The organism is Variovorax sp. DAIF25 (genome assembly GCF_050711835.1).
In the GTDB taxonomy this organism is placed as follows: Bacteria; Pseudomonadota; Gammaproteobacteria; order Burkholderiales; family Burkholderiaceae_C; genus Variovorax.
The window spans coordinates 5,159,576-5,180,683 of sequence record NZ_CP136636.1; the positions used below are offsets into that span (position 1 = coordinate 5,159,576).

The following is a 21,108-nucleotide window of genomic DNA, read 5'->3' on the forward strand; positions in this document are numbered from 1 at the left end:
CGCACACAGGAACGCCGCCTGCTGTGTCCGGCCCGCACATTGGATTCGGGACCCGCGCGCGAGAGACTGTGCCGCGTCCCAAAACCAACGACATCGGAGACCCATGACATCCAGCCATCGCGACATCGTCCTGGCCGTCGCCGCCTGCATCGCCGTCAGCGCCACGCTCGTGGGCTGCGGCGGAGGCGGTGGCGGTAACGGCTTCCTGCTGCCCATCTCGGGCAACCCGCCGCCCGCGCCGCCACCCCCACCGCCCCCACCCCCCGCTCCGCCGCCATCGAGCACCGCGCTGAGCTGCGAGCAGCTGCCGGGCTTGAGCGTGCCGGCCGCGGCCATCGGCCTGCCGACCTCGGGCGCCACCGTCACCGCCACCAAGACCGTGCCGGCCGCCGGCACCGGCGTGGCCGCGCTGCCCGAGTACTGCGAGGTGTCGGGCAAGATCTCGCCGGTCGACGCCAGCGCGCCCGACATCCGCTTCACCGTGGCCCTGCCCACGAGCTGGAACCGCAAGGTCGTGATGTTCGGCGGCGGCGGCTTCAACGGCAGCATTCCCAGCGTCAAGGGCAACGTGCCCAACGGCCCGGTCGACCAGCCCGTGCCGCTGGCCCGCGGCTATGCCACCTTCGCGAGCGACTCGGGCCACCAGGCCAATGCGCTCGGCTCGCAGGACGGCCGCTTCGGCCTCAACGACGAGGCCGTGCGCAACTTCGGCGGCGATGCGCTCAAGAAGACGCACGACGCCGCGCTCGCGATCATCCAGGCACGCTACGCGGCCAGTCCCTCGAAGTCCTACTTCGCGGGTGGCTCCACCGGCGGGCGCGAGGCCGTCACCGCCATCCAGCGCTGGCCCGCCGACTGGGACGGCGCCATCGCCTGGTACCCGGCCTGGAACGACGCCGCCGCGCTGCTCGGCGGCCACCGCATGAGCCGCGCGCTGGCGCAGCCCGGCGCCTACCCCAACGCCGCCAAGCGCGAGCTGCTCTACAACGCCGCCATGGAGACCTGCGACGCGCTCGACGGCGTGGCCGACGGCCTGATCAGCAACCAGACCCTGTGCAACGCGCGCTTCGATCCTGCCACCGCCATGCTCAAGGGCACGCCCGTGCGCTGCGCGGGCGGCGCCGATACCGGCAACAGCTGCTTGTCGGATGCGCAAATCGCGGCCATGAAGAGCATCAACACTGCGACCAACTTCCGCTTCGCGCTGGCCAGCGGCGAGACCCAGTACCCGGGCTACAACATCTGGGGCGCCGATCCCGGCATCAGCACCTGGACCTCGCCGCTCGAGCCCACCGTGACCTTCCTGGCCTTCGGCAGCGCGCAGCCCACGCGCCCGATGCCGGCCAACGCGCCCTACATCAGCGTGCTGACCGACCAGTGGATCAAGTACTCGGTGACGCGCGACGCGAGTTTCGATTCGCTGTCGCTCGACCCCGAGGACCCGGGCCCCTGGGCCAGCCGCATCAGCGCGCTGAGCACCCAGCTCGACGCCAGCACCGACATCTCGGCCTTCAAGGCGCGCGGCGGCAAGCTGCTGCTCGCCCACGGCCTGGCCGACGTGCTCGTGAGCACACGCGCCACCGAGCAGTACTACCAGCGCCTGCAGTCGCGCTGGGGCCCGTCGGAGGTCGACGGCTTCGTGCGCTACTACGAGGTGGCGGGCCTGGGCCATGCGGTCAGCAGCGTGTTCAACGCCACCTGGGACTCGCTGACCGCGCTCGAGGGCTGGGTCGAGAAGGGCACCGCGCCGAGCAACCAGGTCACGACCGACACCGCCGGCGTGCCGGGGCGCACGCGGCCGCTGTGCGACTACCCGAAGTGGCCGCAGTACAAGGGGTCGGGGGACGTCAATCTGGCGGGGTCGTTTCAGTGCGTGAATTGAGGCGCTGAGGCTCCCCAAAAGGAAATGGCCCGATGTCGGGCCATTTCTGCGTGGAAGCGGTGGTCGGCTTCAGTAGATGCTCATGATCGAGAACGCATACAGGTCGCCGCAAAGAACGCCCTGGCATTGCGCGGAAGCCGAGTAGATGACCTTCTGCACCGGCTCCGACGAACCCGGGCCCGCGACCCTGTCGGTCCCCGAGGCGTAGTTGTCGACGAAGAAAGCCTTGCCGCGGCTCGCGTTGTCCTTCAACTGGGCCAGGAATGCCGACGCATCGGCGGGGCGATCGACGATCCAGTAGGTGAATTTCGGCGTCTGCGCCTTGTCCTTCACGTAGAAGGCCTTCGTCTCGCCGCTCTTCAGGAAGACGATGAAGTTGAGCCTGAATCCCTTGGCGCCCTGGGCATTCAGCTGCGCGATGAAGTCGGCGTCCTTTCCGGCCCCCGGCAACATCTCGTACTGGAAGGCTCCGCCACCGGCATTCTCATAGACGCTCTGGATATTGAAACGGCCGTCCGGCAGCGGTGCGAAATGCTTTTCCCCGATGTATCGACTGCCCTGCGCACCCTTCGCATTGAGCTGCGCCAGGAAGCCGTCCAGGCTCACCGGATAGTTGTTGGGGTCGGTATTGGAATTGTTCCTGCGCAAGCTCGTTTCCAGCGTGTAGCTGTACCAGGCACTCACCGCGCTGTTGCGCAGCAATGTTCCGTCGTTGAGCAGCCTGAAGCCATGGGCGCCCCTGGCATTGATCTGCGTCAGGTAGTCGTCCTGCGACAGCCCCGCGGCCAGGAATTCATTGATGTATTTGTCCGCCGCCTTGGTGTCCTTCGACAGCACATGCCTCGGGTCGTTCTTGAAGTTGGGCGAGGTGACCCAGCGGAATCCCTTGCTTCCTTCCGCATTCAGCGCGGCGAGCAGCTTCACCGGATCGAATTCGTTGGTCAGCAGCTCGAAGTCCAGCGACAGGGCCGGCAGGACGGGGTCCTGCGGCACCGGGTCGGGATTGGTTGCCGGTGGCGGGGTGACCGCGATGGGCGCGATCGGGAAACCGCCGCCTCCTCCACCGCCACCGCCGCCACATGCGGTCAACGTGGCAAGCAGCGCGATGCCTAGCGCGCGGTACGTGTTGTTCCTCATCCTCTTCTCCTCTTGGTTTGTTTTGCAAAGTGCTTTGGGGACATCCCCGGGGTCGCATCAACCCCGAGGAACGCCCTGCGCGTCAGACAGACAGCTCCGCGAACGCGCTTCGGGAAGCATCAGGACGGGCGCTTGTTACTTGAACCGAGCCGCAAAAATGGGCCCATTGCTGCGGAATTCCACAGGCTCCATCCAGGTCGCTTCTATGGAACCATCCACCAGCACATCCATCGAGGTGGATATTGCCGGTGTAGCACCCGTAGCGCTGACGCGAAACGGAGTGCGCCAGCCTTCGCCGGCCACATAGCGCCTTGCGAAAGTGCCCTCTTGGTCTCCACCATAGCCCGATTGATAGACGCCCCACAGCGCCATCAGGTTGCCATTGCGGTCAGCCACCAGGCTGGGGAGACGATTCGAGTAATAGGTCCCATGTGTCGTGCTGACAGTCGTGGCGGTGCTCCAACCCGAGCCAGCTGTGTACCGGCGATAGACGATCTCGCTGCTGAACTCGGAGCCGTACTGCTGCCAGATTGCATGGAAGTTGCCCGCGTCGTCGGCTATCAGCGCCTGATTGAAGGCGTGGCCCGCATCTTCGCTCTCGAGCAAGGCCGGCGACGTCCAACTACCGCCTGGCGCTGCGAGAACGCTCCACCAGAGGTCGAAGCGATACGAGCCCCCCGCGCCAATGAACGAATTCCACAGCGCCATCACCTGACCTGACTTGGAAACAGCGAGCTTCGGTCCGGACGGCTCGCCCAGGCGAACGGCGCCCACCGACACGGCGGGCTGCCAACCGCTGCCGGCCTGATAGCGCGCGACCCAGACAGGTGCCTCGCTGGTTCGTTGAACCCACAACACATAGGCATTGCCTGCGGCATCCACAGCCACCTGCGGCTGCTCGGCCTGGTCGTAGTTGCCGATGTTGGCCGAATTGCCCAGCCGGGTCGCCGCCTGCCAGCCGCCGGCCGGTGTGAAGCGGGCGCCCCAGATATCCGAATTGCCGTACTGCGTTTCACGCTTGCCCCATACGGCGAAGGCATTGCCGTCGGCGTCGATTGCGAGCGAAGCGCCATAGCCCGACGTGTCGAAAGTACGATCCAGCCGCGTCGGCATCTGCCAGCCGGTGCCCTTCACAAAGCGCGATGACCACACTTCGGTCCCCGTGCCATCCCCCTGCGTCCAGACAGCCAAGCCATTGCCTTGGCTGTCGAAGCGGATCTGAGGGAAGAAGGCGTTGTAGCTTCCGGGCGTGCTCAACCTGCTGGCGCCGCTCCAACCGCCGCTCGCACTCTGGACCGCAGTGTGGATCTCGAAAAAGCCGAGAGCACTCTGGCGGGTCCAGGCCACTACCGTGTTTCCCTGGCCGTCCTGGGCAGTGACGGCATGGCCCGCAATGGCCGTCACCGGCTCGATTTCGTGAGGAGCTTCCCAGCTGCCATCGGCCGTCCGGAATGACCAGGACTTCTCCGCAGCCAGGCTGTTGCCCGCCAGATCCTTGAGGCCCGTACCCGCCGTCACGGTGTAGTTGGCCAGCAGGTCCAGCGCCTTCGCCGACGCGAAGGAAACCTTGTGGCTCGTGGCGTCGTAATTCAGCGAGCCCGGAACCGCGGTGCCCGCACGCGTGATGCGGAGATTGCCGTCGGTCACCGTCGTTGCCAACAGGGCTTCGCTCAAGGTGGCCGAAATCTCGGTGTTGCGGGGAACGTCGGTGCTGGCCGTGGGATTGAAGGCCACGACGCTTGGCGGTGTCGTGTCGGCTGCAGGAGCCGGTGCGGGCGCCGGGGAAGGTGCCGGTGCAGGTGCCGGAAACGGCGGGAAAGCACCTCCACCCCCGCCGCCGCCTCCACCGCAGGCAGCAAGCAGCGTGGCCACGCAGGCGGCGGCCAATGTCTTTTTCAACACGATGACTCCTCTTTGTAATTGGGAAAAAGCGCCCCCCTCTCCGGGGCGCGTCGCGAATGTTAATCGCGTAAGTCCATGCAATTAATCAGCGTGTGCAGATCACTGGATTTTTCTTATCCATTGCAAGCGGCCTGTTTGCAATAAACAACCAAATGGCGGCCAAGCGGTCAATCTGGATTGACGTCGCTCGACCGAAAGGCTCAGGCACCAAGCGCTTCAGCGCGGCCGTACGAAGCGCTCGCGCGCCGCCTCCACCGCCGCGCGGCAGGCGCAGCCCTCGATGTGGTCGTTGACCAACCCCATCGCCTGCATGAGCGCATAGAGCGTGGTCGGGCCGACGTAGGTCCAGCCGCGCTGCTTCAGTTCCTTCGACATGCGCTGCGACGCCGGCGTGGTCGGGTTGGCGCGGTAGTAGGCGATGTCGACCACGGCCGGCCGATCCTTCGGCGCGGGCTCGAAGCGCCAGAACCATGCCCCCAGCGAGCCGGCCTCGGCGATCAGTTCCTGCGCGCGCTTCGCGTTGTTGATCGCCGAGACGATCTTCGCGCGGTTGCGCACGATGCCGGCGTCGGCCATCAGCCGCTCGATGTCCTTCTCGCCGAAGGCCGCCACCTCGTCGATCTCGAAGTTGGCGAAGGCCGCGCGGAAGGCCTCGCGCTTGCGCAGGATGGTGATCCAGGCCATGCCAGACTGGAAGCCCTCGAGGCAGATCTTCTCGAACAGCGTGCGGTCGTCGCCGACCGGGCGGCCCCACTCGTGGGCGTGGTAGTCGGGCATCTGTGGGTGCCAGGCGCAGTGGCGCCGGCCGTCGGCGGACTGGATCAGGCCGTCGTCGGCGGCGGGAGAGGCATCGGGTGCGAGGTCCATGGGGATGGCATTGTCGCGAAGTGCGCTCGCGCGTGCCTCGCCGGTTCCGGTCTTTCTATTCACGCCGGCTCGCGTGCAACCGCCCGGCCATGTCGCGCGTCGCCCACGCCCCCACCGAGGCCATGAAGCCATCGGCCGCACGCAACTGGTCCGCCGCGATCCATTCGTCGGGCTGATGCGCCTGCGCGATGAAGCCCGGCCCGCACACCACCGTAGGGATGCCGGCCTGCTGGAAGCATCCCGCCTCGGTGCCGAAGGGCAACTCGGCTTCGGGCCACAGCGCGCCGAGCGTGCGCGCGATCGCGACCGCCGGCTCGCTGCCCTGCGCCGACAACGCGGGCACACCCGCCACCTGCTCGACTTCGACCTTCACGCCCGCGGGCAGGGCCGCGAGGATGCGGCGCACCGCGGCGCGCACGCGCTCGGCCGCGGCTTCGTCCTCGGGGCGGAACTCCCAGAGCACCTCGCAGCAGCCCGGCACGATGTTGATCGCGCTGCCACCGTCGATGCGCCCGACATTGAGCGTGGCCACCTGCCCTTGCCGATCGAGGCTGCGGCGCAGCCGCGCGAGGCGCGTGACCAGATGCGCCGCGGGTTCGATCGCGCTGGCGCCGAGCGAGGGATCGCTCGAATGCGCGGCCAGCCCGCTGAACAGCGCGCGATGGCCGAAGAAGCCGCGGTGTCGCACGCCGATGCGCATGCCGGTGGGCTCGCCGACGATCGCGAGCGCGGGCGCCTGCACGCGCGCCTTGAGGCTGTCGACGAGGCGCGGCACGCCGAGGCAGCCGATCTCCTCGTCGTACGAGAACGCGAGATGGATCGGGCGCTTCAACCTGTCGCGTTGCCATGCGGGCACGGCCGACAGGCAGGCCGCGATGAAGCCCTTCATGTCCGCCGCACCACGGCCATGGAAGCGGCCCTCGCGCTCGACCAGCGCGAAGGGCTCGGAGCGCCACGACTGTCCCGCCACCGGCACCACGTCGCTGTGTCCCGAGAGCACCATGCCGTCCGCCGCATCGGGACCGACGCGCGCGAGCAGGTTGGCCTTGCGGCCATCGTCGCTGCGCACGAGGTGCACATCCGCGCCGTGGGCCGCGAGATAGTCGGCCACCCAGTCGATCAGGTCGAGGTTGGAGCGCTGCGAGGTGGTGTCGAAGGCGACCAGCGCGCGCAGGATCTCGACCGTCGTCATGCCGGCCCTACGCGGCCAGGCCGATGCGGATGCGCCGGTTGTGCTGCCCCTTGTTCTCGATCTTGAGGATGCGCAGCGATGCCGATTGCGAGGTCTTCGTCAGGTGGGTACCGCCGCAGGCCTGTCGGTCGAGGCCCGCGATCTCGATGATGCGCGTCATGCCGTCGTCCTGGCGCGGCGGCGCGACCGAGCGGCTGCGCAGCAGGCCGGGCTCGCGTGCGAGTGCGGCCGCATCGAGGTACAGCACGTTGACCGGCAGGCCGTCGCCGATCAGCGCGTTGAGTTCGGGTTCGAGCGCGCGCAACGCGTTGTTGTCGGCGGCGGGCAGGTCGAAGTCGATGCGGGCCGTGCCGTCGGCCGCCATCTGCACGCCGGTCACCAGCGAGCCCTCGAAGCGCTGGTAGACCAGCGCGTTGAGGATGTGCAGGCCCGTGTGCAGCTGGCTCATCAGGAAGCGGAACGCGGGGTCGACGTTCGCAACGACACGCGCGCCGGACTCGGGCGCGGTCTCGCCCCCGGCGAGGCAGTGCCAGGCGTTGGCGCCTTCGGTCTCGATGCGCTCCACGCGCAATTCGCCGCCCTTCCATTGCAGCGTGCCGCGGTCGCTCAGTTGGCCGCCACCGCCCGGATAGAAATACGAGCGGTCGAGCAACACGGCGTCGGGCCGGCGCGCGATCACGCCGGCTTCGAAGCGCAGGCAATCGGGGTCTAGATGGCAGAGATAGAGTGACATCGGATCTTCGGTCTGGCGGAGGAACTAGGAAAATCGCCGCGCGGTCACGATGCCGATCAGGATGATCGCGCCGCCGGCGAACTCGGTGAGGCTCAGGTACTCGTGGAACAGCCAGCCACCGAGCACCGTCGCGATCACGGGCTGCACCAGCAGCGTGATCGAGGACAGCGCCGCGGGCAGCCTGGCCAACGCATAGGCGATCAGGCCCTGCCCGCCCACGTGCGACACCAGCGCCAGTGCGAGCAGCATCAGCACGCCATGCAGCGTGTGCGGCAGCAGCGATTCGCCGCGCAGCAACGCGACCGGCAGCAGCACGACCAGCGTGCCGAGGCTGCTCCAGGCCATCACGCTCATGGTGCGGTGGTTGGAGCGCACGAGGCTGACCGCGAGCAGGTAGCTGCCGTAGAACACCGCCGACAGCAGGCCCAGCAGGTTGCCGGCCATGCGGCCCGAGCCGAAGTCGAGCCGATGGCCGATCAGGAGGAAGGCGCCGGCCAGCGCGCACAGCATGCCGGCGAGAAAGCCGCGCTTGAATTTCTTGCCGAGGAAGAGCCGCGCCCCGAGCACCACGAAGATCGGTGCGAGGTTCGCGAGCAGGTTCGCATTGGCCAGCGTGGTCAGGGTCATCGACCAGTGGTAGAGCGCGAGGTTGCCCGAGAAGATGAAGCCGACGAGCACCAGCTTGACCGGAAACGCCGCCGCGGCCCGGGGCGCCGGTTCGGCGCGCGCCGCCAGTGCATCGAGCAGGAAGAAGACCGGGATCGCGAGCGCCACGCGGTAGACCGCGCTGGCCGTGGGCTGCAGCTCGCTGTGGCGCAGGAACACGCCGCCCAGCGCCAGCGCGGCCGCGCCGAGCAGCAACGCGGCGAAGGAGAGGAACTGGCCGCGCGTGGCGGCGGGAAGCGCGAGGGTCGTGGTCATGGAGCGTGCCGTGGCGAAAAGGCCGAAGCCGTGGCACGCATCCTGGCCGGCGAACGCGCCGGCGTATTGGCGAAAATTGCGGGAAGCGCTCAGCCCTTGCGGGCGCGCACGTACTGCAACGGCGTCATGCCGAAGGTGCGCTTGAAGTGCCGCGTGAGCGCGCTCTGGTCGTAGAAGCCGCTCGCGATCGCCGCATCGGTCAGCGGCCGGCCCGCCGCGAGATGGCCGATGGCGGCCCGGATCCGCAACTGCGTGAGGTACGCATGGGGCGTGAGGCCGATCGTGCGGTTGAAGGCGCCGATCAGCTGGAACGGCGTGAGGTCGGCAACGGCCGCCATCCGCTCGAGGTTCAGGTTCTCGGCATAGGCGTCGTGCAGCAGTTCGAGCACCGGCGCGAGCACGTCTGCACCTCCGGGCATCGGCAGCGCGCGCTGCCCGGCAAGGGCATGGCGCTCGAACAGCGTGCCGAAGCCCTGCACGAACAACTCCTGCCGGCGCAGCGAATCACCGGGCAGGCCGTCGCCGTCGAAGGCCTGGTGCAGCGCGAGGAAGCTGTCGACGAGCTGCCGATCGTCGATGGTGTTCGATGCGAAGTAGCGAGTCTGGTCCAGCCCCAGCGAGTTCATCAGATGCCTGATGCCCGCATCGGCCAGATAGAAGGAACGATAGCGCCAGCGCTCGCTGCCCGCCATGCGCCCCGAGTGCGGCTCGGCCGGATTGAAGACCAGCAGCGAGCGCGGCCGCGCGATGCCGGTGCGGCCCCGGCTCGTGAACTCCGAACCGCCGGCCTCGGTGACCGCGATCACGAAGGAGTAGTGCACATGCGGTGCGTACTCGTGGGTCCTGAAGTCCGCATGCAGCAGGTCCATGCCCGGCAGGTCGGGGGCATGCCAGTAGCGCGAGGTGTTCAGCGGATCGAGCTTGGCCATCGGGATGGCATTCGATCATCTCCGGCGGCGAAAGTCGATACGCCACCGGGTCGCCGGATTGGTCAGTCGTTCCCGAACACCGGCTTGCGCTTCTCGATGAACGCCCGCACCGCCTCCCGGTGATCGCTCGTCATGTGCGCAATGGCCTGGTAGCCCGCCGACATCTCCAGCAGCGATTCGAGCGTGCTGCGCTCGCCCTCGCGCAGCAGCCGCTTGGTCATGCGCAGCACGCCGCCGGGGTTGGCGGCCACGCGCGCGGCGAGCTTGAGGCTCTCCTCCATCAGCCGCTCGTGCGGCACCACGCGCGAAACCAGGCCGCAGGCCAGCGCTTCCTGCGCGTCGAGGGCATCGCCGGTGAAGGCCATCTCCGAGGCCTTCGACATGCCGACCACGCGCGGCAGCAGCCATGCGCCGCCGTCGCCCGGCACGATGCCGACCTTGACGAAGCTCTCGGCGAAGGTGGCCTTCTCGGAGGCGATGCGCATGTCGCACATGCAGCTGAGGTCGAGGCCGGCACCGACCGCGGGGCCGTTGACGGCGGCGATCACGGGCACGTCGAGGTTGTAGAGCGCCTTGGGCAGGCGCTGGATGCCGTTGCGGTACTCCTCGCGGATGACCTCGGGCGAGAGGCCCTCCTTCTCGTAGCGCTGCATGTCCTTGACGTTGCCGCCCGAGCTGAAGACGGGGTCGGCGCCGGTCAGCACGACGACGCGGATGCCGCGGTCGCGCGTGACCTGGGCGCAGGCCTGCACGATCTCCTCGACCGCGCTGTTGCCGGTGAGCGCATTGCGCGTCTGCGGCTGGCTCATGGTGAGCACGAGGATGGCGCCATCGCGCCGGGATTGGAGGAAGCTGTCCATGGGGTGATGTCTCCGGATAAGGGCGGTCAGGCCGCGACGGGATCGGTGGCGGCGCGCAGCAGGTCGAGCGAGCGCTCGAAGCGGCCGTCGACGAGCAAGGTGCCGATGAGATCGTGCCAGTGCGATTCGGCACCGGCCGCCTGGCGCCAGGCATGCAGGCGGCGCGTGTAGACCTGCAGGTCGAACTCGGCCGTGAAACCGATGGCGCCGTGGATGGAATGGCTCAGGGCCGCGACCTCGAGCGCGGCCTCGCTGGTGCGTGCCTTGGCGACGGCCACGCGCAGCGCATCGGGCGCGAGCGCCTGCGCGCCGCCAGCGGTGCAGCCCATCTGCGCGGCCATGCGCGCGGCGAACACATGCTCGGCCATCACGCTGAGCTGGTGCTGGATCGCCTGGAACTTGCCGATGGCGCGGCCGAACTGCTGGCGCTCGTTGGCGTACTGCAGGGTGCGTTCGAACACGGCCGACAGCGCGCCCGCGAGCTGGGCCGCAATCAGCCGTGCCTGGTGCAGGCGCAGGGCCTCGCCGCCCTCGAAGGAAGGCGCGGCCGCCAGCGCATCGGCCGGCCAGCGCAGGCCGGCATCGAGCGGCGCGACGGCCGGCGTGGCCTCGGCCGCATCGACGGGCAGCAGCAGGCAGCGCGACGGCGAACCCTCGACCTGCACCAGCACCCAGTCGGCGACGCGGCCGAAGACCACGCGCTCGCAGTGCAGCGCGCCATCGGCGCCGAGCCTGCCCATGGCCAGCGCGATGCTGCCGCCGGGGCGCCGCACGCCGGCCCGCGCGAGCAGGGCGCGCGCGGTCATGGTTTCGGCCAGCGGCACGGGCACGGCGAAGCGGCCGCAGAGTTCGAGCAGCGCGAAGGCGTCGGCCGGGGTCAGGCCCGCGCCGTCGTCCACCGATTCGGGCAACAGCGCATTGGCGAAGCCCGAGGCTTCGATCGCTTCCCACAACGCGCCCGCCGGGCCGCCGGCCTCGATCTCGCGCACATGGCGCAGGGTGCAGCAGTCCTCGAGCAGCCCGCGCAGGGCGTCGGCGTAGATGTCTTCCATGTTTTGCTTCCTTGTGGGCGCCGCGGGCTCAGCGCAGGCCGAGGCCGCGCGCGATCATTCCGCGCAGGATGTCGCGCGTGCCGCCACGCAGCGAGAACGAGGGCGCGACCTGGGTCACGTATTCGAGAGTGAGCAGCAGCTCGAGCGGCACGGGCGTGCCGTCGGCGCGGCCGTAGAGGTCGTCGGCGATGGCGGCCGGGATCAGTTGCTCGACGCCGGTGCCCAGGTCCTTGACCAGCGCGGCCTCGACCACCGGGCTGCCGCCCTCGGCCACCTTCCGCGTGACGGCGAGCGACATGGCGCGCAGCGGCGCGAGCTGGCCCATGATGCGGCCCGCGAGCCGCACCGCCGAGGGCGTGCGGCCGGCCTCGGTGCGCACGAAGGCCAGCCACTCGTCGAACAGCACGATGCTCGAGAACAGGCGCTCGGGGCCGCTGCGCTCGAAGGCCAGCTCGGCCGTGACCTGCTCCCAGCCGTGGCCCTCCGCGCCGATGAGCGCATCGGCGGGCAGCTGCACGTTGTCGAAGAAGACCTCGCAGAAATGCGAGTCGCCCGAGAGGTCCTCGATCGGCCGCACGGTGACGCCGGGCAGCGAGAGGTCGACGATGAGCTGCGACAGCCCCTTGTGCCGGTCCTCGGGCTCGCCCGAGGTGCGCACCAGCGCGATCATGTACTGGCAGTGGTGGGCGTTGGTGGTCCAGATCTTCTGGCCGTTGAGCGTCCAGCCGTCGGCGCCCTTCACGGCGCGCGTGCGCACGCTCGCGAGGTCGGAGCCGGCGTTGGGCTCGCTCATGCCGATGCAGAAGAAGGATTCGCCGCGGCAGATGCGCGGCAGGTGGAAGCGCTTCTGCGCCTCGGTGCCGTACTTGAGGATCAGCGGGCCGCTCTGGCGGTCGGCGATCCAGTGCGAGCCGACGGGCGCGCCGGCGTCGAGGAACTCCTCCACCAGCACGTAGCGCGCGAAGGCGCTGCGGCCACCGCCGCCGTATTCGGTCGGCAAGGTGATGCCGAGCCAGCCCCTGGCGCCGAGCGCGCGGCTGAAGGCGCCGTCGTAGCCCGACCAGGAGCGCGCGCGCACGGGGGCCGGCACGTCCTTCAACGCCTCGGCCAGGAAGGCCCGCACGGGCGCGCGCAGCGCCTCGTCCTCGGGCGGGATCGCCGTCATCGACAGCGAGCTCAGGGCTCCACTCATGCAATCACTCCTTGGTTCGTCAAGTCGCCGATCTGTTGCGCCGACAGGCCCATCAGATCGCCCAGCACCTCGCGCGTGTCCTGCCCGAGCGTGGGCGGCGCGCGCCGGTACTGCACGGGGGTCTGCGACAGCCGCAGCGGACTGGCCACCAGCGGGATCTCGCCCGCCACCGGATGCGCCATGCGGATCTGCGTGCCGCGCGCCTTCACCTGCGGGTCCTCGAACACGTCGGCGATGGTGTTGATGGGACCGCAGGGCACGCCCACGCGCTCGAACAGCGCGATCCATTCGGCGGTGCCGCGCGTGACCGTGACCTCGCGCATCAGCGCGATCAGCGCGCTGCGGTTCGCGATGCGGTCGGCATTGGTGGCGAAGCGCGCATCGCTCGCCCACCCGGCCTGGCCGACGGCGCGGCAGAAGCTCGCGAACTGGCCGTCGTTGCCGATGGCCAGGATCATGTGGCCGTCGGCCGTGGGAAAGTCCTGGTAGGGCACGGTGTTGGGATGCGCGTTGCCCATGCGCCTGGGCCGGCCGCCGTACAGGTGGTTCATGCCCTGGTTGGCGAGGCAGGCCACCTGCACGTCGAGCAGCGCGAGGTCGATGTGCTGGCCCACGCCACTGAGGTCGCGCGACTGCAGCGCGGCCAGGATGGCGGTGCTCGCATAGAGGCCGGTGAGGATGTCGGTGAGCGCCACGCCCACCTTGACCGGGCCGGCGCCCTCCTCACCGTCGGCGCGGCCGGTGATGCTCATGAGACCGCCCATGCCCTGCATCAGGAAGTCGTAGCCGGCGCGCTCGGCATAGGGGCCGGTCTGGCCGAAGCCGGTGATCGAGCAATACACCAGCCGCGGATTGAGCGCGAGCAGCGAGGCATGGTCGAGGCCGTACTGCGCGAGGCTGCCGACCTTGAAGTTCTCGATCAGCACGTCGCAGCGTTTGGCAAGTTCGCGCACCAGCGCCTGGCCGGCGGCGGTGGTGAAGTCGATGGCCACCGACTTCTTGTTGCGGTTGGCGCACAAGTAGTAGGCCGAGTCGCGCGTGTCGGCGCCCTCGCGGTCCTTGAGGAAGGGCGGGCCCCACAGGCGGGTGTCGTCGCCACGGCCGGGACGCTCGACCTTGATGACCTCGGCGCCCAGGTCGCCCAGCGTCTGGCTGGCCCAGGGGCCGGCCAGCACGCGCGAGAGATCGAGCACGCGGATGTGCGAGAGCGCGCCGGGCACGGGCGCATCGGCAGCGGGCTTCTTCATCTCACTGCTGCTCGACACGGGCCGTCACCGCGATGCGCTTCCAGAGCTGGATCTCGGCGTTCTGGAAATTGCGCATCTCCTCGGGGCCGCCCTGCATCACCTCGGCGCCGATGCGCTCGTAGAACTCGCGCGTCTCGGGCATCTTCTCGATCTTCGTGAGCAGCGCAGCGAGCTTCTCGGTCTCGGCCCTGGGTGTCTTGGCCGACACCATGCCTGCCACCCAGGTGTAGGCCGTGAAGCCCGGCAGGCCGGCCTCGGCCGCCGTGGGCACCTCGGGCAGCGCGGGCACGCGCCGGTCGGAGGCCACGGCCAGCGCATGCACCTTGCCCGAGCGCGCGAGCTCCTGCACGCTGGTGATCTCGGCGAAGGCGAAGTTCACCGTGCCCGAGACCACCGCGATCACGGCCTCGGCCGCGCCCTTGAAGGGCACGTGCGCGGTCTGCACCCTGGCCGCGTCGTTGAAGAGTTCCGACATCAGCTGGTAGCCGGCCGAACCCGCGCCATAGTTGAGCACGCCGGGCCTGGCCTTGGCGCCCGCGATCAGCGCCGGCAGCGTCTTGTATTCGGAGTTGCCGGGCACCACGACCAGCGCGGGCGAGCGCATCATCATCGTGAGCGGTGCGAGGTCGGCCACGGGGTCGTAGGGCAGTTGCTTGAACAGCGCGACGTTGACCGCGAGCGTGGAGTTGCTGCCGACGAACACGGTATAGCCGTCGGCCGGCGCCGCGAGCACGGCCTTCACGGCGATGAAGCCGTTGGCGCCGGGCTTGTTCTCGACCACCACGGGCTGGCCCGTGAGTTCGTTGAGCTTGCGCGCGAAGTAGCGCGCCGAGGTGTCGGTGCCGCTGCCCGGCGGGAAGGGCACGACGAACTTGATCGGCTTCGAAGGAAAGTCCTGCGCAGCGGCCGGGGCGGCGCTGCCCAGCAGGCCCCATCCGAGCAGCAGCGCGGGCGCGATGCCGAAGGCACGGCGGCGCGCGGTGCGTGTCTTGCGTGGTGTGGCGGTCATGGTGCGTCTCCGGTCAATCGAGCGTCACGCCCGTGGCCTTGACCACGCCGGCCCAGCGCGCGAGTTCCTTGCGCACGTAGGCGCCATACTCGGCGGGGGTCGAGCCCAGCGGCTCGGCGCCCTGCAGCGCGAGCCGCTCGCGCACGTCGCTCGCCTTCAGCGCCTTGACGATCTCGGCATTGAGCCGCTCGACCACCGGCGCGGGCGTGCCGGCGGGCACCATCACGCCCTGCCAGGCGCCGACCTCGAAGCCCGGCATGCCCGACTCGGCCAGCGTGGGCACATCGGGGAACAGCGACATGCGCTTGGCCGTGGTCACGGCGAGCATCTTCATGCGCTTGTCGCGCACGAAGGCCATCACCGAGTTGACGGTGTCGGTCATGAACTGGATCTGGCCGCCGACCAGGTCGACGTCGGCCGGCGCGCTGCCCTTGTAGGGCACGTGCGCGGCATCGATGCCGTTGGCCTGCACGAACTGGAAGGCACCCAGGTGCGTGACGTTGCCGTTGCCCGCCGAGCCGTACGAGAGCTTGCCCGGATGGGCCTTGGCATAGGCCACGAACTCCTTGACGTTGCTGGCCGGCACCGAGGGATGGGTGACCAGCGCGAGCGGCACCACGGCCACCAGCGCGACCGGTGCGAAGTCCTTCTGCACGTCGTACGACACGCTCTTGTAGAGCGCCGGGCTCAGCGCGATCGAGGAGGTGTTGTAGAGCAGCGTGTAGCCGTCGGCCGGTGCCTTCGCCACCAGCTGCGCGCCGATGTTGCCGTTGGCGCCGCCGCGGTTGTCGACCAGCACGTTCTGTCCCAGCTGCTCCGAGAGCTTCTGCGCCAGCACGCGCGCCACCAGGTCGGTGGGACCGCCCGGCGGGAAGGGCACGACCATGGTGATCGGCTTGCTCGGGTAGCTGCCGCCCTGCGCGAAGGCGGGAGCCGCCGACGCGGCGAGGATGGCGGCCGCGGTGGCGAGCAGCAGCGATCGCCGCTGGGGCGGGCGCGCGGCGCCAGGGGTTCTGGAATGCATGGGCTTGTCTCCGATGTGTCGTTGGAACTGGGAACGGGTGGTGCCACGGGATCGCGCTCTGCGGGCGCTCGCCCCGCGCGGGCTCAGGACGGGTCGCGCCCCGCGAGCAGCCGGCGCGCGTCGTAGTGCATGACGCACTGGCCGTGCTGGTTGAAGACGGTGATGCGCGAATCAACGATGGCGCGGCCGCCCTTCGAGGTCGGCCGGATGCCGGTGACCTCGACCACCGCCTCGATGCGGTCGCCCACGCGCACCGGCGCATGGATCTTCTGCACCAGCTCGAGCATCGCGAGGCCGGTGCCCTGGATCATGGTCTGCAGGATGAAGCCCTCGATCAGCGTGTAGGTCAGCGCGGCCGGCACCGGGCGGCCGGCGATCGCGCCGGCCTCGTAGTCGGCGTCGATGAAGATCGCCTCGACCATGCCGGTCACGCCGATGAAGGCGACGAGGTCGGCCTCGGTGATGGTGCGGCGGAAGGTGCGCAGGCGCTGGCCCGGCGCCAGGTCCTGCCAGACGAAGCCCTGGCCGAGGCGCGGCAGCGCGGCGTCTTCGGCGGTGAGGCGGGGCAAGGTGTGGGTCTTGTCGTTCATGCGGGTCTCGCTGCGTTGCGTTGTTCAGGCGGAAGGGACGATGGCGGCGCCGTCGGCGATCAGCGCATCGACATGCGCGCCCGGCACGCCGGCCGCCACGAGGCTTTCGCGCGTGTGCTCGCCCAGGCGCGGCGGCATGCGCACGGGCGCGCGCTCGCCGTCGAAGCGCACCGGCACGCCCGGAAAACGCAGCCGGCCCATGCGCGGGTCGTCGAGTTCGGCGAAGAAGCCGGTGGCCGCCAGGTGCGGGTCGCGCGGCAGGTCCTCGAGGCGGCTGACCGGCGCGGCCGGGATCTCGAGCCGCTCGCAGGTGGCGAGCCAGTGCGCGGTGCTGCCGCGCGCGACGAAGCCGCCGGCCAGCGCGAGCAGTTCGCCGATGTGCTGCGTGCGCGCGGCGATGTCGACGAAGCGCGGATCGTCGGCCAGCGCGGGCTCGCCCACCTCGGCGAAGAAGCGGCGCCAGTGCAGCGAGGTGTACGGCATCATGCAGATGTGGCCGTCGGCGGTGCGCCACGGGCGGCGCCAGGGCGTGAGCACGCGCGGATAGCCGGCCTCGGCCAGCGGCGGCTCGAAGTGGTTGCCGTAGAGGTGCTCCACGAGGTTGAAGGACACCATGGTCTCGAACATCGGGATCTCGACGAAACCGCCCTGCCCCGTGCGCTCGCGCCGGAACAGCGCGGCCAGGATGGCCTGGGCCGCGACCAGCGCGCAGGTCTTGTCGGCCGCGATGGTCGGCAGGTAGCGCGCCTCGCCCGACTGCATCTGCATCAGCGAGGCCAGCCCCGACATGCCCTGGATCACGTCGTCGTAGGCCGGCCGGCCCGCGTAGGGACCGTGCTGCGAGAAACCGTGCAGGCCCGCGTAGACCAGGCGCGGAAAGCGCTCGATGAGCGTCTGCGGATCGATGCCGAGGCCGCCGAGCTTCTGCGGCCGCATGCTGTGCATGAACACGTCGGCCTGCGCCACCAGCGCCATCAGCGCCTCGCGCGCGGCGCTCTGCTTGAGGTCGAGCGCCACGCTCTTCTTGCTGCGGTTGCTGCCGAGGAACACGGCCGCCATGCCGGGCTCGGCCGCGGGACCGGTGTGGCGCGTGGAATCGCCCTCGGGCGGCTCGACCTTGATCACCTCGGCGCCGTAGTCGGCCAGCGTCTGGCTGGCCAGGGGTCCGAACACCACGCTCGAGAGGTCGAGCACCTTCACGCCCTGCAGGGGAAGCATCGTCTGTTTGTCTCCTGCGCCGATTCTGCGAAGGGGACTGGATGCCGTCCAATATCAAATACCTGCTCTGTGATACCGTTTGCAGATCATGGACATCCGCCAGCTGCGCCACTTCGTGGCCCTTGCCGAAACCCTCAACTTCCACCGCGCGGCCGAGCGGCTGCACATGGCGCAGCCGCCGCTGTCGGCCTCGATACGCCGGCTCGAGGAGCAGGTGGGCGTGCCGCTGTTCGTGCGCAACCGGCGCGGCACCGAGCTCACGCCCGCGGGCGCGGCGGCACTCGAGGAGGCGCGGCGCGCGGTCTTCCATGCCGAGCAGTTCGCGCGCGCGGCGCAGGCCGCGTCGCGCGGCGAGGCCGGCATCCTGCGCGTGGGCTTCGTGGGCTCGGCCACCTATGCGCTGATGCCGCGCGTGCTGCCGCGCTTTCGCGCGCGCTATCCCGGCGTGCAGCTGCAGCTCGGCGAATCGACCACCGCGCGCATCGTCGAAATGGTGGAGGCCGGCGACGTCGACGTGGGCCTGGTGCGCTTCCCGATCGGGCGCGCCTGCCATGCGCGTATCTTCCCGGCCGAGCGCGACGTGTTCGTGGCCGCGGTCGCGGCCGACCATCCGCTCGCAAGGCGGCGTCGCCTGGCGCTGGCCGACCTGGCCGACGAGCCCTTCGTGATGTACGGCGCGATGGAGGTGCCGGGCCTGCATGCGGCGGCGCTGCTGGCCTGCCAGCAGGCGGGCTTCATCCCGAACGTGCAGCAGGAAGCGGTGCAGGTGCAGACGCTGATCAGCCTGGTCGAGAGCGGCCTGGGCGTGGCGCTGGTGCCCTCGGTCGCCACGCGCCACGTGGCGCGCAACGTCGTGTTCAAGCCGCTCTCGGGCGCGGGCGCGCAGGTCGCGATCGGCATCGCGCTCGCGCTGCCGCCGGGCGCGCAGACCTCGGCGGCGCAGCGCTTCCTCGAGAGCGTGCTCGAGCAGCCCGGCGCCTAGAAGCGCCGTGCCGCTGCGCTCAGGACTTCTGCCTGAAGTCCAGCGCGCTCGTCAGGTCGCCCATCGGCTGCAGGCCGTTCTTCGCGAGCGCCTTGTCGCGCTCGACCAGCCCCGGCAGCACCGGCAGCGACCAGCGGTGCGTGATGAAGCGCAGGGTCGAGGCGGTGTCGTACTGCGTCTTGTCGACGAAGCCCTTCTTCGCGAAGTCCGACACGATGAGCGCGGGGATGCGAGTGCCCGGGCCCCAGCGGTCGGCCTTGGGCACGCGCGCATGGTCGTAGAAGCCGCCGTTCTCGTCGTAGGTCACGACCACCAGCATGTGCTTCCACTGCGGGCTGGCCTTGAGCTTGGCGATCACGTCGGCGATGTGGGCATCGCCGTCGGCCACGCTCGCATAGCCGGCGTGCTGGTTCAGGTTGCCCTGCGGCTTGTAGAAGCTCACGGCCGGCAGCGTGCCGTTGGCGACGTCCTTCAGGAAGTCGGCGTCGAAGTCCTTGAGGTGGGCGGCGCGTGCCTCGGGGTGCCGCACCGGATCGAAGGCGGCGTAGTAGTTGAAGGGCTGGTGGTGGAACTGGAAGTTCGGCGTCTGCGCGGCCGGCGGCACGGCGGCCGGGAACTTGCGGTCGCCCTCGGCGATGGCGGTGGTGCTGTTCCATGCGCCGCCGTACCAGGCCCAGCTCAGGCCCTTGGCCGTGAGCAGGTCGCCGATGGTGGCCTGGGTCTGCGGCGGCAGCGTGGTCGCGGACTTGGGATCGGCGTAGTGCCGGTGGGGCGCGTCCTTGGCCGGCTCGTTGTTGCTCGGCTGGTAGGGCGGCTGCATCGTGTTGACCGCATAGAAGTTGCCGGCGGCATCCTTCGGCGTGAGGGTGCTGTCCTTCTTGTAGACGGGCGCGCCCGCGAGCACCGAGGCCGGCGAGTTGGCCGCGGGCGTGAGCCGCACGAAGTTCCCGTCGGCATCGGTGTCGATGGCCGAGATCGAGCCGTGGCCCGGCGACGCGGGATCGCCGGCGTTCGGGTACAGCGGCGCGCAGGCGCAGACCAGGTACTGGTGGTTCAGGAACGAACCGCCGAAGGCGCCCATGAAGAAGTTGTCGGCCAGCGTGTACTGCCGGGCCACCTCCCAGAGCTTCATCTTGCTGCCGTCGTAGTAGCCCATGCTGAGGCCGCCGGCATCGGAATAGGCGGCGAACTTGTCGTTCTTGCCGCCGTTGATCTGCATCTGGTTGTTGTAGAAGCGATGGACCAGGTCGCGCGTGATGACGCCTTGCGATGCCTGCAGGTGCGTGTCGTGGAAGCCGCCCGGCGCATCGATCTGGAACATGCGGTTCGGCATCCCGATCGTCCGGTTCTCGGCGATCGTGACCTCCTGGCCGCCCGCGGTCACGCCGCCCCACACGGGCGGCAGGTTCGGCAGCGTGGCACCGTCGAAATCCTTCTGCGGCTCGCTCGCGCGGGCCGACGAACTCGGGTTCACGCCCGGGATGCCGTTGGCGCCCGGGAACAGGCCGAAGAGGTTGTCGAAGCCGCGGTTCTCGGCGTAGATCACGACCACCTGGGTGATCTCGTCGAGCGCGAAGCGGTTGCGCAGGGCCGCCACCCGGTCGCCGCTGCCGCCGGCCTCGGCCACGGCCTCGGCGATGCGCTCGAGCGACTGGTCGATCTCGGTCTGCAGCACGGCCTTGGCCCTGGCATCGCCGATCCTGCCGGGGTCGGCCAGCAATTGGCTTTCGCTCACGCCCAGGCGGGTGGCCAGGGCACTGCGCGCGGCGGCGAAGTTGCCGCCGTTGGCATCCATCAGCGCGGCGAGCTCGGTGCTGATCGCACTGACCACGCCGCCGGCGCCGGCCGGTGCGCGAAACACCAGTGGCCGGGCCACGCCGCTCTCGATGCCGCTGCCGATCTCGGCCACCACCGCACCCTGGCCCGCGAGCGTGAAGGCGCCGTTGGCATCGGTGGTGGTGCTGGCTTCGCCGCGGTCGCAACGGCCGTTGCCGTTGCCGTCGATGCAGACCTTGGCGTTGCGGAAGGCGCCGCCCGCGACCACGCCCGACATGCCGCCGACCGCGCCCTGGTCCGAGTCGCTGGCGCAGGCCACGACGAGCGTCGCCGCGGCGAGGGCCACGGGCCAGGGTTTGAAGCGGGCGACGAAGGTGCGCGCCGAGGCGAGCGCACCGCTGCTGCGAGTGGAGGCGGTCATCGTTGTGTTGTCATGAAAGAGGGACGAACCAGGCCGGCGGCCCGGCCGCGCGATGCTCCGAGGAACGGATGACAGCCGCGTTGCACGCAGCGCTTTCGCTCCCTTGCTCATTCAGGCCTAAGAAATCCCCGCGCCGCGTCATGGTTCTGACATGCGGCCCTCCTAGGCTCGTCC

18 protein-coding genes are annotated in these 21,108 nt (G+C 69.6%); 2 read left to right on the forward strand and 16 right to left on the reverse strand.

The genetic code is table 11. The features are described 5' to 3' along the window. Positions 1–103: 103 nt before the first annotated feature. Positions 104–1,882: a tannase/feruloyl esterase family alpha/beta hydrolase gene (locus R0232_RS23755; protein WP_431509619.1), complete on the forward strand. Its 1,779-nt coding sequence runs from the start codon at positions 104–106 to the stop codon at positions 1,880–1,882. Between the two features lie 69 nt (positions 1,883–1,951). Here the strand turns inward: R0232_RS23755 and R0232_RS23760 are convergent, their stop codons facing one another. The 15 genes from R0232_RS23760 to R0232_RS23830 form a co-directional block, all read right to left on the reverse strand. After that, positions 1,952–3,019 carry a hypothetical protein gene (locus tag R0232_RS23760; RefSeq protein WP_431509620.1) on the reverse strand — a complete coding sequence of 356 codons (1,068 nt, stop codon included), beginning with the start codon at positions 3,017–3,019 and terminating at the stop codon, positions 1,952–1,954. Positions 3,020–3,154: 135 nt separating this feature from the next. After that, positions 3,155–4,753, reverse strand: coding sequence for an Ig-like domain-containing protein (locus tag R0232_RS23765; protein WP_431509621.1), 1,599 nt, complete (start codon positions 4,751–4,753; stop codon positions 3,155–3,157). A gap of 384 nt (positions 4,754–5,137) precedes the next feature. Further along, entirely contained in the window at positions 5,138–5,788 is a 651-nt protein-coding gene (locus R0232_RS23770; protein ID WP_431509622.1) for a DNA-3-methyladenine glycosylase I, read from the reverse strand. A 55-nt stretch (positions 5,789–5,843) separates the two neighbouring features. After that, positions 5,844–6,980, reverse strand: coding sequence for an acetylornithine deacetylase (argE, locus tag R0232_RS23775; protein ID WP_431509623.1), 1,137 nt, complete (start codon positions 6,978–6,980; stop codon positions 5,844–5,846). A 7-nt stretch (positions 6,981–6,987) separates the two neighbouring features. Continuing rightward, entirely contained in the window at positions 6,988–7,713 is a 726-nt protein-coding gene (locus R0232_RS23780; protein WP_431509624.1) for an alanyl-tRNA editing protein, read from the reverse strand. Between the two features lie 24 nt (positions 7,714–7,737). After that, a complete protein-coding gene (locus R0232_RS23785; RefSeq protein WP_431509625.1) occupies positions 7,738–8,634 on the reverse strand; it encodes a DMT family transporter in 897 nt (298 codons plus the stop codon). Positions 8,635–8,723: 89 nt separating this feature from the next. After that, entirely contained in the window at positions 8,724–9,563 is an 840-nt protein-coding gene (locus R0232_RS23790; RefSeq protein WP_431509626.1) for a helix-turn-helix domain-containing protein, read from the reverse strand. A 62-nt stretch (positions 9,564–9,625) separates the two neighbouring features. Next, positions 9,626–10,423, reverse strand: a complete 798-nt coding sequence (locus R0232_RS23795) for a crotonase/enoyl-CoA hydratase family protein (protein ID WP_431509627.1) — start codon at positions 10,421–10,423, stop codon at positions 9,626–9,628. Between the two features lie 26 nt (positions 10,424–10,449). Further along, positions 10,450–11,475, reverse strand: coding sequence for an acyl-CoA dehydrogenase family protein (locus R0232_RS23800; RefSeq protein WP_431509628.1), 1,026 nt, complete (start codon positions 11,473–11,475; stop codon positions 10,450–10,452). A 28-nt stretch (positions 11,476–11,503) separates the two neighbouring features. Beyond that, complete coding sequence (locus R0232_RS23805) at positions 11,504–12,667, reverse strand: acyl-CoA dehydrogenase family protein (RefSeq protein ID WP_431509629.1); 1,164 nt, start codon at positions 12,665–12,667, stop codon at positions 11,504–11,506. Beyond that, on the reverse strand, positions 12,664–13,914 hold the full coding sequence (locus R0232_RS23810; protein WP_431509630.1) for a CaiB/BaiF CoA transferase family protein: 1,251 nt from the start codon (positions 13,912–13,914) through the stop codon (positions 12,664–12,666). The genes R0232_RS23805 and R0232_RS23810 overlap by 4 nt, the downstream gene beginning before the upstream one ends. A 1-nt stretch (position 13,915) precedes the next feature. Then, positions 13,916–14,923, reverse strand: a complete 1,008-nt coding sequence (locus tag R0232_RS23815; RefSeq protein WP_431509631.1) for a Bug family tripartite tricarboxylate transporter substrate binding protein — start codon at positions 14,921–14,923, stop codon at positions 13,916–13,918. 13 nt (positions 14,924–14,936) lie between these two features. Next, positions 14,937–15,947: a tripartite tricarboxylate transporter substrate binding protein gene (locus R0232_RS23820; RefSeq protein ID WP_431509632.1), complete on the reverse strand. Its 1,011-nt coding sequence runs from the start codon at positions 15,945–15,947 to the stop codon at positions 14,937–14,939. Positions 15,948–16,030: 83 nt separating this feature from the next. After that, positions 16,031–16,537 carry a MaoC family dehydratase gene (locus R0232_RS23825; RefSeq protein ID WP_208512006.1) on the reverse strand — a complete coding sequence of 169 codons (507 nt, stop codon included), beginning with the start codon at positions 16,535–16,537 and terminating at the stop codon, positions 16,031–16,033. A gap of 24 nt (positions 16,538–16,561) precedes the next feature. Beyond that, on the reverse strand, positions 16,562–17,755 hold the full coding sequence (locus R0232_RS23830; protein ID WP_431509633.1) for a CaiB/BaiF CoA transferase family protein: 1,194 nt from the start codon (positions 17,753–17,755) through the stop codon (positions 16,562–16,564). 88 nt (positions 17,756–17,843) lie between these two features. On the opposite strand from R0232_RS23830, the gene R0232_RS23835 reads away from it, so the two are divergent. Continuing rightward, positions 17,844–18,737 carry a LysR family transcriptional regulator gene (locus R0232_RS23835; protein ID WP_093341185.1) on the forward strand — a complete coding sequence of 298 codons (894 nt, stop codon included), beginning with the start codon at positions 17,844–17,846 and terminating at the stop codon, positions 18,735–18,737. A gap of 19 nt (positions 18,738–18,756) precedes the next feature. On the opposite strand, the gene acpA is transcribed toward R0232_RS23835, so the two are convergent. Then, a complete protein-coding gene (gene acpA / locus R0232_RS23840; RefSeq protein WP_431509634.1) occupies positions 18,757–20,934 on the reverse strand; it encodes an acid phosphatase in 2,178 nt (725 codons plus the stop codon). Between the last annotated feature and the right edge of the window lie 174 nt (positions 20,935–21,108).